Consider the following 16,264-nt stretch of genomic DNA (forward strand, 5'->3'; position numbering starts at 1 on the left):
TGGTTTACCCAGTTTCGGTCGACTCGAATTCGGCCTTCACTTTCTCTAAAGAGACTTCACGATGTCGGACTACACCTATCACGACGTTTCGAAAATGATCGACCATTCGCTGCTCAATCCAACGCTGGCGGTGAAGGATCTGGAACAAGGTATTCAGTTGGCGATCGCATACGACGTCGCCAGCGTTTGCATCATGCCGTACCACTTGAAACGCTGTGCCGAGGTGTTGAAGGGGACGGACGTGAAGGCGTCCACGACGATCGGGTTCCCCCACGGCGGCCATACGACGGAAATCAAGCGAGCCGAGGCGGTCCGGGCGATCGCGGACGGCTGCCAAGAACTGGACATGGTTGTCAACGTTTCAAAGGTCCTCTCTGGCGATTGGGACTACGTCCGCAACGACATCGCAGCGGTGATCGAAGTCGCACATGCCGCCGGCCAGAAGGTAAAGGTCATCTTTGAAAATGCGTATCTGAACGACGACCAGAAAATCTCGCTCTGCAAAATCTGCACTGAACTAAACGCCGACTGGGTGAAGACATCGACAGGATACGCGCCCGGCGGAGCGACGCACGAAGACTTGAAACTGATGCGTGAGCACGCCGGTGATCATGTTCAGGTCAAAGCAGCCGGCGGAGTGCGTGATCTGGATGCGTTGCTCGCCGTCCGAGCGTTGGGCGTGACACGGTGCGGCGCCAGTCGTACGGCCGAGATGCTTGGCGAGGCGCGAAAGCGTTTGGGTCTGTCCGCGATCGAAGCGACGGCCAATGACGCATCCGGATACTGACTCAACGCCACGCCTACGAACGCGACCGCCGATATTCGGCTTACCGAAACGCTAACGCTGTTGGGCGATCAACGCGGTTGACGCGTGAATTCGTCGCGGATTTTGCCGCCTTCCAGAACGCATTTTCCGTGCATCGCGTCTTTCCCGAATGTCAAAACGAACACGTGGTGTCCCTGGTCCGCCATGCCAGGTGATTGAATGAACCAGCGATCCGTCTTCGGAGTCCGCTGGGGAACTCCCAGGCCGCCCTCGCCGATGTAAACGACTCCGGTCTGGTCCAACTGTCCGTCGCGAATCGGAACGGTGCGTTTGATGTTGTGTCCGTCGGCTTCGCAAACCAAATCAACGTCAAATTTTTCAAACAGGGGCACCCACGTCTTCAGCCCCGCGCCGGCTTCTTTGACAGCCGGATAGACCGGACGATGGTACTGTGCCAAAAGCCAACGGTGGTTTGCCCGAGATCGCGAGAGTTCTTCATTCAGCCAAGTGGCTTGGTCCCCCGCGGTACTGATTTCTGAATTCAGCGTGACCATTCGAACTTTGGGTCCGATACTGATGCCGTAATAGTTCAAGTCGCCATCGGGGAATCCGAAGACTTTATTGAAGGGCTTACCCTTGTCATGATTTCCACGCGCGGGAATGATCGGCAGCAGTCGTCCATCGGTCATTGTGGTCAATTCATGATCAGACATCCACACCGACCAGAGCTCCATCTTCGTCCCCGATACGACGTAGTCGCCCCCGTGTGCAAAAGCAATGATGTCGTCGGCAGGATCGTCGTTGTCGAAGGAGGCTTCAGCCATCTCGGAGATCATCGTGTTGACTCGGCGACGGGCATCTCGATCTGAACGCGAATCGCCACCATGCAAAATACTGAACTCGCGATCGGTGTCGGACGCTGTGACGAAATAAAAAACCGGTGACGACTCGGTATCGCTGATCATTTGAATCTCGTACGCAGTGCCTGGGCGCAGATCGGTTAGCTTTGAATGGTGATAGTAAAGCTCAAACGAACCGCCCGTGTAACGCCCCGACTCGGCAAGCGTGGTCGCGTCCCCGTCGTCGCTGTCTTTGGCCTTAAAGCGAACCGAATGATCGCGACCAGCCGACTTTGTGCTCCAGGCAATTGTGGCCGTCGTGGTAGGGTCGTCGGACCATACAACTCGCCACTGGGCCGGTGCCGTGCCGGCCAGCGGTGCGTCGGCGAAAGCACTTGGTTGTGATGTCAGGAGAGCGCCAGCAAACAAGAGGGTCAGGAAATAGTGAAACGGTATGGTCATAGTCATTCGGATTCAAATTGAGCGGAATTCTGTTGAGCGGAATGTTGCTGCGCAGCAAGTTGAGCAACAAGGAGCAGCAAGATCACAAACGGAACGCCACCATTCGCCGCGCGAAGCACTGTTTCGGGCCATGCATCCAATCCCAACGCGGACATTCTACTTGCTGCGGTGACCCATCCCCAAATCGCCATGTAGGCTGCTGCGATTCGAAATCGAAACACAACCAGGGCAATGGCAACGATAGCGTCAAGAACGCCGATGGCGACGAGTGCCCGTTCGGCGGTGGACTGGCTGAACCCGAAACCGGTCCATTGAAGGTCCGACAGCAGGATCAAGTCCGTAAAGGGGGCGTAACATTCCATCGCCTTGTAGCCATGAGCAAGAAACGTGGCCGCCGCGGCCAGCACAAGCACCGACAAAGCCATCTTGCCACGACCGCGACTAGCAGCCTGTTGAAAAAGGGGTCTGACCCTTTGGAGACGTTGCTGCAACATTGTGAATTCGAAACGTCGGAGAGGGTCAGACCCCTTTTTCAACAGGCTGCTGGGTTCGCCGACCGGATGACCCATCGACACAGGCCGCCAAGACAACATTAGCAAAGCGATCGGCGCCGCATAGCGAACCGCGTGCTCGGCCAGTGCCAGTTCGCCGTAGACAGACGCTCGGATCATGTGTGCAAGAGACAACGCCAACATCCAAACGGCCACCCACACCAACGCGACCTGGTCGGACCAATGAGCGATCGACGCAACGATCGAAACTGGATCGCATTTCGAACGACACCATCCGGCGACACCAATCACGACTGCCGCAACAAGAGTCAGTACCATGCCAAAGTCGTCAATGCCTTGGCACAAAGACTCCGGCCAGTGAAGGTCGAAGTAGAGCCAGCCATAGATGTCGCTTTCGGTTTCTACCGACGAAAGCAAATAGCGTCCGACGACTCCGATGCACTGGATCAGCACAACCCAACGCAACCACCACATCGCTGTGGTGGTTGTTGGGGTGAGAAATCGTTGGCGGGCTTGGTCTCGCGAGGATTCGCGATGCGATGGAGGGGAATTCATGTTCCCGACACTCTAATCGCTGGGGAATCGCAAGGCGATGTGCTCGATGCGATTCCATTCGACAACGTGCCAGCAAAATCGATCCGGCCACGACGTTGGGCCAGAAAGCAGGCCGGAAACCTACCAACCGTTTGCTTCGTGCAGTTTTCACGAAGCAAACGGTAATCAGCGCGAGTCTACTTCAGCGTCAGGGTGCCGAAATTCTCGGTGCTTTCAAAAGAATCGTTTTCCGCGTGACTCCATTTCGCTACCGAGACGCGTTCACCGCTGCCGTCGTCATTGTTGACTTGAAGCTCAAGTCCAAGATGATCGCCAGCGTGAAGTGGCGAATCGGTCATGTTGATCGACATCTCAACCAGATACCCGGTATCCGTCTTTTTGCTGACTGCCTTGACATCCGATTCCACGAATCCGAGACCACGTCCGCTGACCTGGCCCTTGAAGTTGACCCTGTACTGAGCATCATCGTCTTGGTAGGACGCCGTCGCTTCATGGTTTCGATCCACGAAAAGTTCAATGGAGTCTTGCGCCCAATCTTCACTGGAAATCGCCGACAGCTCCTTATCGGAAACTTGCCACAATACCGATAGCTTATCGCTGCTCCAGAGAACGCGCACTTCGCCGGTTGACATTTCTTCTTTCGAAACCTGAGTCAGATCGGTGATCGGCTTATCCACTTTGATTGCCGTTGCCGTACTCCACACTTCGTCGATCTCACCGTCAATGACTGGCGATCCCGCCGCCGCGATTGCCACGACGCCCTTCACCGCACTGCTGTCCGATTCGGTCGCCGTTTTGGCTTCGGTATCTGCCTCGTCACCGGCGCGAGCAATACATGGACTAAAGCAAATGGAGATGGAAGCAACGGCAAAACTGATAGCTCGCAACATTTCGGTTACCTTGGATCGAAGACTCTGGACTTGAAAATTTCAACGACACGCATTCTACGCTACCGACTGCAGGGAGTGGTCCTCGGGCCTCTAGCGGTAAACTGCGGCATCGTTTGAAAGTTGCAGCATCCGCGGATTCCCGATTTGCACGTCCATTCGACCCGTTACGCACGCGATTTGACTTGCTTGCTGCGTGCAAGGGCGTGACAATGAGTGATAGACGTACGGGTTCGTACGTCCTTTCAGATCAACCCTTGAGGTGTGCGATGTATTGGATTCGACTTGTCGCGATGTTTTGTCTCTCCAGTCTCGCGTTGCCGCTGGTTGCCAGCGCAGACCGCTTACAGCTTTCCAACGGCGACGAGATCGAGGGTGACGTTATTGAAATGACACGTGAGCACGTGAAGTTTCGGCACAAAGTGATCGGAGAAATTACGGTGCCCCGACATCAAGTACACGCCATCGAGTTGGGTGAAAAACGAGGTGGCAAACGCATCATGGCCGACGGCACCGAAGCGGCCCCCGAGTCGCCCGAAGAAGTGATCGATCGGCTGGTGAATCCGGAACTGAACAAGAAGAAAATTCGCGAGCTCGAAAAAGGTGCAAAGCGTCACGCGACGGCCGAAGATGCCGTCGAAGAACTTCGCCGAGTCGGCGTCGACTCGAAAATGATGAACCAGTTGCATGGAATGCTTCCGGGGTTCGGTAGTCCCGCCGTGCAAAACCACTTTCAAGATCGTGTGTCAGGATTGATGAACGGTTCGCTGTCCATCAACGATATTCGCAACGAAGCGATCGACGCGAGAGATCAATTGAAGGAGTTGATGGATGATCTGGGGCCCAGCGGAGCAGCCTTGCAGGGCTATTTCGGAATCCTAGACGGCTTCATTGAAAAGACGGATCCCGACAAACCAAAGACGTTGGATATCATTCCGCCACTCGAGCTGACACCGCGTGCGATCCCGCCCCAGCTCTAACGACGAAACTTGAGCGAAGACCTGACCGCTAGTCGCAGCGTTAATGCACAGCCCGGCGGTGTTCCCGCGATTCCCTAGTCGTTTGGGTTGTGGATGTTTTTCCAATCCGGATACGTCGGCCGGTCGACTGCGTCCGGGCCGCCTTTCTTGAGCGGTGCCGCCGGCGCTCGCTCTAGCACGAGGCCGAGTTTGCGCCGTGCGACATCAGCAGGCGACGTGCCGGAACCCTGCGTTTCAAGGCTATGTGTTTCCGTCAGATCATTGGGGACGTCGAAAAATCGACCGTCACGGTACAGTTTGAAACGCTGGTCGCGCACGTACTGTCCGCCAACGGCCTTGCCCCAATATGGTTGGTAGTGCAGGAGAGTCCAATCGCGCGGGTTGCCCCATTCCCCTCTTAACCGCGGAATGAAACTTCGCCCATCGAACGGGTCGTCGTCGGCAAGTGGAATGCCGGCGGCATCCGCTAGCGATGCATAAAAATCGGTGAAATCGACCAAGTCGTCGAACACCGCGCCGTTGGGCGTATGGCCTTTCCAATAAGCGACAAACGGGACATGCGTTCCCATGTCCGTTGTCGTTCCCTTGCCACCGGAAACGGTTTGGCCATTCCAACTCGATCGAATCTGACGATTGGTCCCGTTGTCGGCCGTGAACAGGATGATCGTGTTTTCGATCGCACCGACCGTTTCGAGCTTGGCAACAATTTTGCCAATGACTTTGTCGAGATAGCTGACCATCGCAACGAAGTTCTCTTTTTTCTCGCCAGGGTTCTTGGGCCCCTTGTTTGCGGCTTGCGTTCGCGGCGCATCACCAATCGAATCGGGAGTGGGCACAAACGGGTCGTGAACCAAGACCGTCGGGTAATAGACAAAGAATGGCTCGGTGCGGTAACGGTCGATAAAGTCGCAGACAAAATCGGACATGATATCCGGTCCATATTTTCCAGCGTTCTCGTCGGCCGTCAGCAACTTTCCGTTTTGCTCCAGCGGAGGACTCCAGAAACGCTCGCCGCCGCCGTCTTTGGCGTTCTTGCCTTTCGTCACTTGCCAGAGACAGTACTCGTCAAACCCCGACTTCTGCGGTCGCGTGTTGTCGTTGAACCCTTCGGCTTTGTGGTACAGCCCGTTGAGCTGCCACTTTCCCGCAATCGCGGTTTTGTATCCGGCCGACTGCAGCAACTGACCAAATGTCTTCTCGCTAGGGTTGAGGTAGCCAAAGTGCGTGTAATTACGAAAGCTATACTCTCCCGTCATGATCTCGACTCGCGACGGAGTACAGATCGGCGTCGAGTAGCAGTGGCTGAATCGAACACCTTCGGCTGCTAGACGGTCGATGTTCGGCGTCTGATAGTCCTGGGCTCCGTAGCAACCAAAGCACTCCCAGCTGACATCATCGGCCATGATCAAGACGACATTGGGCCTTGTGGACTCCGCGTGAAGCGTTTGGCAAACCAGCACCGATAGGACGGCGGCAGTGATCGCTATCAATGGATGTCTCATTTTTTCTCCGTGAGAGTCTTATCCGCCGCCCGCCAACCTTCTTTGGAATCGAAGTTCCCCACGAACATGCGATTACCAGACGAAAGCGGCAGCGTTAGAAGAAGTGCGTCGATCGAAATTGCAGTGGAAGTCGGTCGGAGGATGGCAACATCGCAAGAACATGTCGCCGGCGTTGCACATCGTCGTCCTCAATTAGAACGTATCCGCAGGTTCGCAATCATCCGGTTGTCGCCGAAGTCCCACAGAACGAAAATCTAGGCGGAAACCACACGTCCATCACCTTGGGAGAGTAGGTCTCGTGAACCGCGAAGCGATCATCGGATGCATTCTTGGAACAGCCGTCGGTGATGCACTCGGCTTGCCCTAAGAAGGCGTTTCGCCGCTGAGGGCGTCCCGATTGCTGGGACCACCGGATCGCTATCGATTCCTTGTTCAACAGGCTGCTAACCGGGCATTCGTTCGCTGGCGTTCTCGGAACGCTCCGTCAGTTTGAAAGCAAGGAATCCGTTCGGCTATGCCAATACACCTCACCCGAGACAATTGATCCAAAAACATTGCCCTTTCTGTTCCGATCCGCTAGCCTTGAAGTCCACGATGCGACATCTTTGACCCGCCCTTTTGGTAGGGTGTGTCGCATAAAGTCATGTTAGCGGACGCTAGTTTTTCGTTGCGCGGGCGGGGCGCACGGATTGGAGACTGCCCTCGGAGCATTGACGTTGTTCGTTTCGGCGGCGCTTTGGTCGTTCGGCGATCCGACGTCCTCTCAGGTTGGTTGCCGGATCCCGCGCGGTCGGTGCGCTGATTGTCACCGCGAAGCGGCGCGCGTTACATTCGCGATGATTCGCGCCATTAGCGGGCAATCGGTCACGATGGTCTGCCCGCGAATTGCGCCAATGGCCGCGAATGTGGTGACTCGATTGCGCAGTCCGCTTGCAAGTCTCATGAAATGGAGGCTGTTTTGGCGATTCAACGCGTCCGCTAACATGGTTTTTACGCTAGTCGCGGCTGTCGTCGTTGGAGAGTCTTTCGGTGCGCAACGTCAATCGCTTCGGTCACGTTCCCACTGGTGCAAACCCGCGATCACCTTGGCTCTTTGGCAACGGGCCCTCGCATTGGTACAATCTTTCGTAACTCAGAGTCACTCGCTTCGTTCAGGGCGGTGACGTAAAAACCTCCCGTTAGTGGTCACTAGTTTTCACCGATGCCGACCCCGCTCGAACATCCATGGATCGCCGAATCTGACTTCGAGCCTGAATATCGTGACTCCATCCGCGTCGCTATGAAATCGACGCAGGCAATGCTCGACTCACATACGCCGCCGAACTGGATCATCACTCTGGACGAATCCGCAATGTGGTATCGGGCGCGCACTCGAATCGTCGTCGATGGTGACGCAACGATGGACGTGGAGGGTAATCCGGTTGATTCGCCCGTTTCTACTTTACTAACCGACTCACAGACTGCCTCATTGCTGGCGGCCTTGTCTGACATCACGCCAGCCACCCTCGTTGATGTCGAGCATTTCGTACTTGACGGTACATGGTGCGTCGTCACGGTGGCAAATGGAGTCGACGGATGGTGCGCGTTCTCGCAATTCAACTGCGCCGGAATGGATGCTGCCCAACTTGCATTACCCGGGCCACACATCGCAACGCTCGTACAATCGTTTTACCGCAGCCTCACACCCAAAACTGATGGCCCGTGACCACTAACATGGTTTTTACGCTAGGCCTGCGGCACACCTTCCAACTTTGGCAACGCGGGCTGGCCTTGGTACAATTTTCGGTAGTTCAGGCATCGTTCGCTTCGTTCAGGGCGGTGTCGTAAAAACCTTCCGTTAGGCGACCTAGCCGTAGAGTAGTTCGTGACTTCGACGTGGACTGAAACCGACTTCGACTCACTTGGCTGGCACGACATCCATGTCCACGGATTTCGCATCGTTGAAGGCGAGCACGGCGTCGGCGATCTTTGGCTCGACCTCGACTACATTCTCGAATGGGTGCCCCCTGCCGCCAAGGGTGGTGCATTCCGTTTTCGCATCGCACCAGCGTCGCTCGTGTTCCGGGACGTAACATCGCTCCGTCTGGCTCTCGACTACGCTACGCCAACCGCGTCAATGGGGCCGTTTTCACTTGATGGCATTGAGCGCGAACCGATCTCGTTTGACAATGGCTGCAATTCATTCCGCTGGGCAATCAACGTCAACTGGCCTGATGGTGAAATGACATTTGAATCACCGGGTTTTACTCAGACGCTCTCCGGCCCGATCATAGAATCCGATGCGCAATATCTAACAGACGCCGAACGAAATGGTGATGCACCGGTCGCCTAACATGGTTTTTACGCTAGGCCTTCGGCACACCGCTGTCGTTTGTTCAGGCCTCCATCCGATGGTAGAATCTTTCGTAGTTCAGGCATTGCTCGCTTCGTTTAGGGCGGTGTCGTAAAAACCTTCCGTTGGGCGATTGGCGTCGTCGCTTGGCGAACCGGCGACGGTCACGGACTGGCGATGAACGCCGCCGCCGTTCGGTCGTTCCTGCGAGGCGAAGTCGCGGAGTTCGATGATGATCTACCCGAGGATGCGATTCCGCTCTGGCAATCGTCAACTCGGCTGATTCTCGTCACTTCCCAAGGTTGTCAGCCGTGCGAACTTCAAAAGCAATCCATTCCAAACGATGTTCGCTACGAAACAATCGACATCGAGCGGGTGAATGCGAAAGGCTACGAAGTGCGAACGACACCAACGCTGATGGTGTTCGTGGACGGAAAGCTGCAAGGCACGTCGAGCGGCCTGCTTCGCGGCGACCGCTTGCGTGCGTTTCTCGATCGCTGGGGATTCGGCGAAAACCAAACTGAACCCGATGAAACGGAGCCAGCAGACGATTTCAATCCCTGGAACAATCCACGTCGCTGGAACCGAGGCCCGATCCGAGATCGCATCGACGAAGCGAAGAGCCGTTTCGCATGGTGGTTGCTCGGAAAGTGGCTCGGTTTCGGATCGGGCGGAATCGCGGTGATCTTCCCGTGGCTGTTCTTTATCTATCGAGCGTTACGCAAGTTGCGTAGCGACGGTGGCGAAGGATGCCCAGCGAATAAACCACGTTCACGGCGACAGCCCACCAAAAGAACGAAGAAACGAACCGCACGACGCCGAACAACGAAGAAACGATCGCCATCCACGCGACAGGGCCGGTAGGGTCGATCCTGAGTAGTGGTCGCCTGAAAACTCCTGTCCCTGTCATGCGGCTTGGGAGCCGCATCGCGCAGCCGTTTCACCGTTGGAGCATTCTTCACGACGATGGAGAATCCGGTCGCGACGTACCGCAAACGATCGTCGAGCTTTGTTCATTCTTCGAGTGGCAACGACGATCGTTTGCGGAACGTCGCTCCCTCCAAGGCTTCGTTCCTGCTCCGCCGCCGCTGCACGTGGCCTACGTTCGTCCCTCACTGCGGACACGTCTCGCGTCGGCTCCGCAATCCAGCGTGGTCCACGGCCTATGAGCCGTGGTGCAGCGTAATGCCGGGCGGCGGTTGCCGACCGCTAACGCAAGCGAGCTTCCAACGTCAATCGCTTCGGTCGGCTGGCGTGTACGCTACAAGCGGCGTCCGACTTTCACGAAGTGACCTACGGCATCCTGCCTCCGTCGTTTTTTCTGCGGGCATCCTGCCCTGATGCCCTCGGCGGCGACTCCGTCTGTGTTGGAGACTACATCGGGGCTCAAACTGCAAACGTTTCGGTTCAGTGGCGATCCGCTGCAAACGTCGCCGTCCCGATCCGGCAACGCTCAGACTTTCGGGGTGCAAACTGCAACCGTGTTGGAGACTTCATTCGTCGTGCCAAATTAATCGCTTCGGTCAGTCGCTTCCCTGCCGGATCGAAGTTTGATGCCGCTGCTCGAGTCAAAAGCGTCTGGTCAGATTGATCCGACGCGAAGTTTTGCCCTGACCGGGATGGAACGTCATGTCTACTCGTACCCTTCACGTGCGATACGAACGCAAGACTATCTGTACATCCTCAACTTTGATCCCGACCAATGGCCGACTGGCGAAGTCGATGGTCACAACCCTGAGTACGATTTCGCGACGATGGCATGGCCGAGAGACGAAGGCGCTTTCCCTTTCAACATCGATCCGTCACCGGCCAAACAGTTTCTGCGCCTCAATCGCGCTCTCGACGATGTCAAGCAGTTTGCTCAACTCTCGTTCGGTAAACATGCGGAAGAGGAACTCTACGATCTGAACAAAGATCCGGAGCAATTGAACAATGTGTCAAGCGATCAGGGCTACACCGATGTGAAGCGGTTACTACGCCGACAGCTAGACGCGGCGTTGATCAGGAGCGACGATCCACGATTGGCCGTCGCGGGGTATCGCACTCGCGTGATCGAGGGCTGGCCGGTTCGCATCAGTGATCGTTTGCTGCAAAACCAGCCTGACAAGACGGCACGAGCAATTGAGCTACTGACCCAACAGCTCAAGACGATCAGCGAAGTCGTGCCGTCCAGCGTGCTTCCAAGGATTCGATGCGTGCCCATCTGGATGTCACCAGAGTACGAAGGAGTGCGACCGACCGCCGAGTATCACCCCAGTGAAGGTTGGCTACGAAAGGTTGGTCGTCCCGCAGAGTTGGCTGAATGTGTGGAACTGACGAACATCGGCATCTTCGAAAAAGAGAATCTTCGTATGCCAATGATGATCCTGCATGAGCTTGCTCATGCCTTTCATCATCAAATGCTTGGCTTTGACCACGCGAAGATCAAGGCTCAATACGAACGTGCCAACGCTAGCGGGAGCTATGAAGCGGTTGAACGGCATGATGGCAAGACCGAGCGTGCTTACGGAATGAACAATCACAAAGAGTACTTCGCCGAATCATCGGAGGCGTTTTTTGGGAAGAACGATTTCTATCCGTTTGATCGAGCACAACTCAAGAAGCACGACCCTGGCATGTTTGAGGTTTTAACGGAAGTTTGGGAACTAGGTGACCGACGACCCGTTGCTCGTCAACCGTCGACCGATCAATCTTCAAAGTACCGTGTCGAAACACCACCGGCATCGCTGGGTGTGAAATCGTTCTATCGTAAGTACGTCGATGCAAATGGCTATCCGATTGTCGCATCGGCGGGCGTGAATGACTACGCCCTGAAGGAAGCGGCCTATATAATCGACATGATGTTGGCCCACCGGCCAGACATCCGACAGGCAATGGTTGCCAGCGGTTCGAGAATGGTTGTCATGGCACACAGTGAATTCACAACGGACATACCCGAGTATGCTCGCATGCGTCCGAAAGACTTCTGGGATGCGCGGGCAAGAGGCCTAGGTGGATCGAAGATGGATGCGGTTTGCTCATGTGGCGAAGAAAATTTGCTCGCCTTCCCCGGTGATCCCTACTCACAGGAGAGCATCTTGATTCACGAGTTTGCTCACAATATTCACTTGCGAGGCATGGTCCGGTTGGATGCAACTTTTGATGATCGGCTGAAGCAGACCTACGATCACGCCATGGCTCGGGGATTGTGGAGGGGGAAGTACGCGTCATCCAATCACGCGGAGTATTTCGCTGAAGGGGTGCAGTCTTGGTTCAATAACAACCGGCCCCCGGATCATGACCACAATCATGTCGACACGCGGAAAGACCTGCAGGAATACGATGCCGGCTTAGCATCGATTTGTGAAGAAGTCTTTGGGGCGACAATCCTTGCCTACACCAAGCCCGGAACACGTCTTACTGGTCATCTTGCGGGCTTCGATCCTTCCCGGTCCCCGCGGTTTAGGTGGCCTGCGAGATTGGAACAAGCACAAAAAAAGATCCGACAAGGCGGGAGCAAACGCAGTACCAACTGATAAAACAACTGATCAAAAAAGTTTCGGCGATCCAAATACATGCGGCCCGATTTGCTCAAGTCGATCCGCGCGTCTTCACGCACCAACCGCCGTCGCAGAACTAGACGAGCAACCGTCGTATCGATCTTCCTCTCTCTTCCTCTCTTTAACCCGCTTTCCCAACAGAGTCGGACCGCCACTCTCAGTTCTCTTTTCCCAGCAGCCTTATTCCGGACATTTTGCCTAAATTCGCACGCTAACGGTTGCTTTCGCGGACTACGGAGACTATTCCTGGTTAATAGCTATGAAATTACCACGGTTTCTATTACATCCTTGGTCTGGATCGGGAGACACTTTCATGATTGTTCAACGTTGCTCTTTTCTGTCTTTGTTCGTAGTTTTGGCAGCGACTGTGCTTGCTGGTTCTGGCCAGGCAGCCCTTGTTGTTGTCGTTGATGACAGTTTCGCTGACAACGATCGTGCGAAAACCGGCACCGACGACACCAATTGGTACGCCACCAACACGACGTCGGCCTTCGAGAGCCCTTCGCTTACCAACAACCAGTTGCGAATGGCCACCGGAACGTCGGGTCGTGGGATCCACACAGTGTTCACGGCTCAGTCGCTTTCCAACATCGGCGACAAGATCACGGCTACGTACACGTTCACGACTCCCTCCACGATCGGCGCGTCCACAGGCAGCTTCCGTGTCGGCATGTTCAATCCCACGGCGACGCTTGCTGGCGTCAGCCAAGACTTGAGTGTCGGTTCGAGCTCGCCCAACGTCGATCTTAATATGCCCGGCTACATGGTGGATATGGATGTGTCGCCCTCTTCGGCACCCAATGCAACATCGGACTTCCAGTTCCGCAAACTCGACAGCGCTAGCGCGACGGGCCGACTGTTGGGTACAACCAGCGGTTTTGTCCAAGTCGACTCGTCCGGCCCCGACGCGGGTTACTCGTTCGCGCCCAACACTACCTACACAGGCCTACTCTCTTTTGAACTGGTCGCCACCGGCACCCAGATGACTGCCATTCTGGGCAGCGATACTTACACGGTGATCGATGACGGCACCTACTCAGGCGCACCGGTGACCGACTTTGGTTTCTTCGGCGTTCATGTGAATTCGAATGTCTTCGGCAACATCAACGACGCTTCCGTCCCAGACAGCGGCATCGCTTTCAACAACGTCAGGGTAGAGTTCTCGACGACGGCTGTCCCCGAACCAAGTTCCTTGGCCTTACTCATGTTGGGCTGCCTGGGCGGCGTGGTCCGCTTCGTACGACGTCGCAAATAGATCGTCATCCACTCTCTTGAATTTGAAATGTCCGGCAATCACAGGATCGCCGGGCATTTTTCGTAGCCTACGTTCTTCCGTTTCTTGCCGGAACAAGCGATCAACGGGGAGGCTGCAATCACATCAGTTTCCATCAAATAGCAGCGAAAAACGTTGATCTGAAAAAGCATTTCCCTTTTCGAAAACGTTACCCCACACCCAAAACAATTCTTTGCATCGTCGATTCAAAGGTGCCGTAAGGCTTTCAAGGACGGATAAATGATGAAACACGTTTCGAGTCACACGTCGGGTATCGTGACTTGGGTTTTTGGCTTGGCCATGGCGTTTCCAGGTGGGAACACGTTTGCGGCCGATTATTGGGTGTCGTCAGCGGCGGAAATCACCACCGCAATGCAAAACGCTCAACCCGGCGATGTGCTCGTGATGGCCAACAACGGCAATTGGCACAACCAAGCGATCAACTTCACCGGAAAGAATGGCACCGCGGCAGCAGCAATCACGTTGCGGGCTGAAACCGCCGGGCAAGTGAAGCTTACCGGCACCTCCAATCTGTCTATCTCTGGAAACTACCTCGTCGTTGATGGATTGAATTTTGAGGGTGGAACGCCGGCCGACGGTTCGCACGTTATCCGGTTCACCGGTTCCAATGGCGCAGCCAATAACAGCCGTGTGACCAATACTCAGATCAAGAACTATAACGCACCATCGGAAACCGACCGAACGTTTTGGGTTTCGCTTTATGGGCAAGGCAATCGTGTCGACCACTCCACGTTTCAAGGTCAAAGTAACTCGGGAGTTACCATGGTGGCCTGGCTCACCAGTGGCCAGGCGGCCAACCACCGCATTGACTCTAACTATTTCGCTGATCGCCCAGTCGGCAGCACCAACAACGGATACGAGACGATCCGGATCGGCGATAGCGCCACCAGCAATACGAACGCAGGTGTTGTGGTGGAAAACAACCTTTTTCAAAAGGTTGATGGTGAGATCGAGATCATTTCCAACAAGTCGAACGACAACATCTATCGCTACAACACGATCCGCGAATCGGCAGGAACACTGACACTGCGTCACGGCGACCGAGCGACGGTCGAGGGCAACTTTATTCTTGGCAACAACAAAGACGGCTCAGGTGGCGTCCGCGTGATCGGTGAAGATCACAAGATTTTTAACAATTACATTTCGAACGTCGACGACCGTGCCGATGGCGCGATCTCGATCACTGCGGGCGTCCCCAACACACCGCTGAACGGATACAAGCAGGTCAACAACGTCGAAATCAGCAACAACTCGATTGTGAATCCGAAAGCTGCGGCGGTCACGTTTGATTGGGGCCTGGGCAGCGGAAGTCAGTCGTTGTTGGCCGAAAACGTTTCGCTCAAAAACAATCTGTTTTATACGAATCTGTCATCCCCAACCCCGCTATTCGAAGGTGTTGCGGGTGCAGGCTGGACGTGGCAGAACAACATCGCCTTTGGTGCGTCGCTCGGGTCAAAGCAATCTGACCAGACCGGCATCATGACCGTCGACCCGCAATTGGTGCAGGGGCCAGACGGTCTGATGCGGCCGACCGCCAGCAGCCCGACGATTGACGCAGGCACGGCGGTGTCCTTCGCAACCGACATGGATGGCCAGGCCCGCATTGGCGTGGCCGATATTGGCGCCGATGAATACTCCATCGCGCAGATCGTGCGTATGCCGTTGACCGCTGCCGACGTTGGCACACTTTGGAACACGGTGATCGTCCGACCAACCGGTTCTTACTTTGCGGTTCAGGCCGAAGATTTCAGTGTTGTGACGGACCCCAATGGCGACGGTCGCGTTTGGACAACGGTGGCCGACGATTCTGCGCTGGGAGGTTTCGCGATCGAAGCTCCGTCGGGCGGACGCACCGATCTGGCAACGAGTCCTCATGACACGCTTGCCGTGTACACCCTTTCGTTTGCCGAAGCCGAGACATACACCGCTTATTACCGAGCGCGCGGATTCAACGGCTCATCCGATTCTCTGTTTGCGCCGGATGACTTCAACACCGACCCGACACTTAGTGAGTCCACAACGAACAACGGCCAGTTCCGCTGGGAGATCGGCGGCACCTTTGAAATCACAGCTTCAAACGTGGGGATGCCACTGGAATTCAGAATGGGTCGGCGCGAAGGCCTAACCCAGCTGGACGCCATCGTGTTCCATGTCGACTCGGCGCTGACCGGCGCACAACTGGACGCCTTGTTCACAACGGCGGTGCCCGAGCCTAGCGCGTGTGTCGTACTGTTTGCGGGACTGGCTTGGGCCATTCAAACCCGTCGACGTCGAGCCAATGACTCCGCCGCCCAGCAAAGCCCGCGTTGATCATTGAGCGATTCAAGTGACTGCAAACTGAAAACGCAGTCGCAAAACCGCAGGCCAGTAGAGAAAATCCAAAGGCACGAAAAAAGCCGATTGGAAAGATCCCCGTCGATAAAGGAGATCTTTTCAATCGGCTTTGGCTGACTTGCTACTCAGTGCCCCCACTAGGACTCGAACCTAGGACCCAGTGATTAAGAGTCACTTGCTCTACCGACTGAGCTATAGGGGCGGTGGACAGGACTTTTCCTGTCCTGCGAGTTGGGATTTTAACAACTTCTCTCGACACGGC

At 55.5% G+C, this 16,264-nt stretch carries 12 protein-coding genes and 1 tRNA gene; 8 read left to right on the top strand and 5 right to left on the bottom strand.

Annotated features, from left to right (window positions below; all coding sequences use genetic code 11):
• Nucleotides 1-61 precede the first annotated feature (61 nt).
• Nucleotides 62-787, top strand: coding sequence for a deoxyribose-phosphate aldolase (gene deoC / locus Poly51_RS22075; RefSeq protein ID WP_146460198.1), 726 nt, complete (start codon nucleotides 62-64; stop codon nucleotides 785-787).
• A gap of 68 nt (nucleotides 788-855) precedes the next feature.
• Here the strand turns inward: deoC and Poly51_RS22080 are convergent, their stop codons facing one another.
• From Poly51_RS22080 to Poly51_RS22090, 3 genes are all read right to left on the bottom strand, one after another.
• On the bottom strand, nucleotides 856-2,073 hold the full coding sequence (locus Poly51_RS22080; RefSeq protein WP_246114686.1) for a purple acid phosphatase family protein: 1,218 nt from the start codon (nucleotides 2,071-2,073) through the stop codon (nucleotides 856-858).
• Nucleotides 2,070-3,134, bottom strand: coding sequence for a hypothetical protein (locus Poly51_RS22085; protein ID WP_186775719.1), 1,065 nt, complete (start codon nucleotides 3,132-3,134; stop codon nucleotides 2,070-2,072). The genes Poly51_RS22080 and Poly51_RS22085 overlap by 4 nt, the downstream gene beginning before the upstream one ends.
• 176 nt (nucleotides 3,135-3,310) lie before the next feature.
• Nucleotides 3,311-4,024, bottom strand: a complete 714-nt coding sequence (locus tag Poly51_RS22090) for a sugar-binding protein (RefSeq protein WP_146460200.1) — start codon at nucleotides 4,022-4,024, stop codon at nucleotides 3,311-3,313.
• A gap of 266 nt (nucleotides 4,025-4,290) precedes the next feature.
• On the opposite strand from Poly51_RS22090, the gene Poly51_RS22095 reads away from it, so the two are divergent.
• Nucleotides 4,291-5,001 carry a hypothetical protein gene (locus Poly51_RS22095; RefSeq protein ID WP_146460201.1) on the top strand — a complete coding sequence of 237 codons (711 nt, stop codon included), beginning with the start codon at nucleotides 4,291-4,293 and terminating at the stop codon, nucleotides 4,999-5,001.
• Nucleotides 5,002-5,075: 74 nt separating this feature from the next.
• On the opposite strand, the gene Poly51_RS22100 is transcribed toward Poly51_RS22095, so the two are convergent.
• On the bottom strand, nucleotides 5,076-6,503 hold the full coding sequence (locus Poly51_RS22100; protein WP_146460203.1) for a sulfatase-like hydrolase/transferase: 1,428 nt from the start codon (nucleotides 6,501-6,503) through the stop codon (nucleotides 5,076-5,078).
• Nucleotides 6,504-7,704: 1,201 nt separating this feature from the next.
• On the opposite strand from Poly51_RS22100, the gene Poly51_RS22110 reads away from it, so the two are divergent.
• From Poly51_RS22110 to Poly51_RS22140, 6 genes are all read left to right on the top strand, one after another.
• Complete coding sequence (locus tag Poly51_RS22110) at nucleotides 7,705-8,208, top strand: hypothetical protein (RefSeq protein WP_146460205.1); 504 nt, start codon at nucleotides 7,705-7,707, stop codon at nucleotides 8,206-8,208.
• Nucleotides 8,209-8,367: 159 nt separating this feature from the next.
• The gene (locus Poly51_RS22120; RefSeq protein WP_186775720.1) at nucleotides 8,368-8,835 is read left to right on the top strand and encodes a hypothetical protein; all 468 of its coding nucleotides are present in this window, start codon (nucleotides 8,368-8,370) and stop codon (nucleotides 8,833-8,835) included.
• Between the two features lie 177 nt (nucleotides 8,836-9,012).
• The gene (locus Poly51_RS22125) at nucleotides 9,013-9,699 is read left to right on the top strand and encodes a thioredoxin family protein (RefSeq protein WP_146460208.1); all 687 of its coding nucleotides are present in this window, start codon (nucleotides 9,013-9,015) and stop codon (nucleotides 9,697-9,699) included.
• A 689-nt stretch (nucleotides 9,700-10,388) separates the two neighbouring features.
• Nucleotides 10,389-12,350 carry a hypothetical protein gene (locus Poly51_RS22130; protein WP_146460210.1) on the top strand — a complete coding sequence of 654 codons (1,962 nt, stop codon included), beginning with the start codon at nucleotides 10,389-10,391 and terminating at the stop codon, nucleotides 12,348-12,350.
• 337 nt (nucleotides 12,351-12,687) lie between these two features.
• The gene (locus tag Poly51_RS22135; RefSeq protein ID WP_186775721.1) at nucleotides 12,688-13,629 is read left to right on the top strand and encodes a PEP-CTERM sorting domain-containing protein; all 942 of its coding nucleotides are present in this window, start codon (nucleotides 12,688-12,690) and stop codon (nucleotides 13,627-13,629) included.
• Between the two features lie 258 nt (nucleotides 13,630-13,887).
• Entirely contained in the window at nucleotides 13,888-15,978 is a 2,091-nt protein-coding gene (locus tag Poly51_RS22140) for a polysaccharide lyase 6 family protein (RefSeq protein ID WP_146460214.1), read from the top strand.
• Nucleotides 15,979-16,131: 153 nt separating this feature from the next.
• Here the strand turns inward: Poly51_RS22140 and Poly51_RS22145 are convergent.
• Nucleotides 16,132-16,204: transfer RNA gene (locus tag Poly51_RS22145), tRNA-Lys, on the bottom strand.
• Nucleotides 16,205-16,264 lie beyond the last annotated feature (60 nt).

Origin of the sequence: Rubripirellula tenax, assembly GCF_007860125.1 — a bacterium.
GTDB lineage: Bacteria > Planctomycetota > Planctomycetia > Pirellulales > Pirellulaceae > Rubripirellula > Rubripirellula tenax.

Coding starts and splice junctions, on each gene's coding strand:
- deoC (WP_146460198.1), top strand. CDS start 62: ATGTCGGACTACACCTATCACGACGTTTCGAAAATGATCGACCATTCG.
- Poly51_RS22080 (WP_246114686.1), bottom strand. CDS start 2,073: ATGACTATGACCATACCGTTTCACTATTTCCTGACCCTCTTGTTTGCT.
- Poly51_RS22085 (WP_186775719.1), bottom strand. CDS start 3,134: ATGAATTCCCCTCCATCGCATCGCGAATCCTCGCGAGACCAAGCCCGC.
- Poly51_RS22090 (WP_146460200.1), bottom strand. CDS start 4,024: ATGTTGCGAGCTATCAGTTTTGCCGTTGCTTCCATCTCCATTTGCTTT.
- Poly51_RS22095 (WP_146460201.1), top strand. CDS start 4,291: ATGTATTGGATTCGACTTGTCGCGATGTTTTGTCTCTCCAGTCTCGCG.
- Poly51_RS22100 (WP_146460203.1), bottom strand. CDS start 6,503: ATGAGACATCCATTGATAGCGATCACTGCCGCCGTCCTATCGGTGCTG.
- Poly51_RS22110 (WP_146460205.1), top strand. CDS start 7,705: ATGCCGACCCCGCTCGAACATCCATGGATCGCCGAATCTGACTTCGAG.
- Poly51_RS22125 (WP_146460208.1), top strand. CDS start 9,013: ATGAACGCCGCCGCCGTTCGGTCGTTCCTGCGAGGCGAAGTCGCGGAG.
- Poly51_RS22130 (WP_146460210.1), top strand. CDS start 10,389: ATGCCGCTGCTCGAGTCAAAAGCGTCTGGTCAGATTGATCCGACGCGA.
- Poly51_RS22135 (WP_186775721.1), top strand. CDS start 12,688: ATGATTGTTCAACGTTGCTCTTTTCTGTCTTTGTTCGTAGTTTTGGCA.
- Poly51_RS22140 (WP_146460214.1), top strand. CDS start 13,888: ATGATGAAACACGTTTCGAGTCACACGTCGGGTATCGTGACTTGGGTT.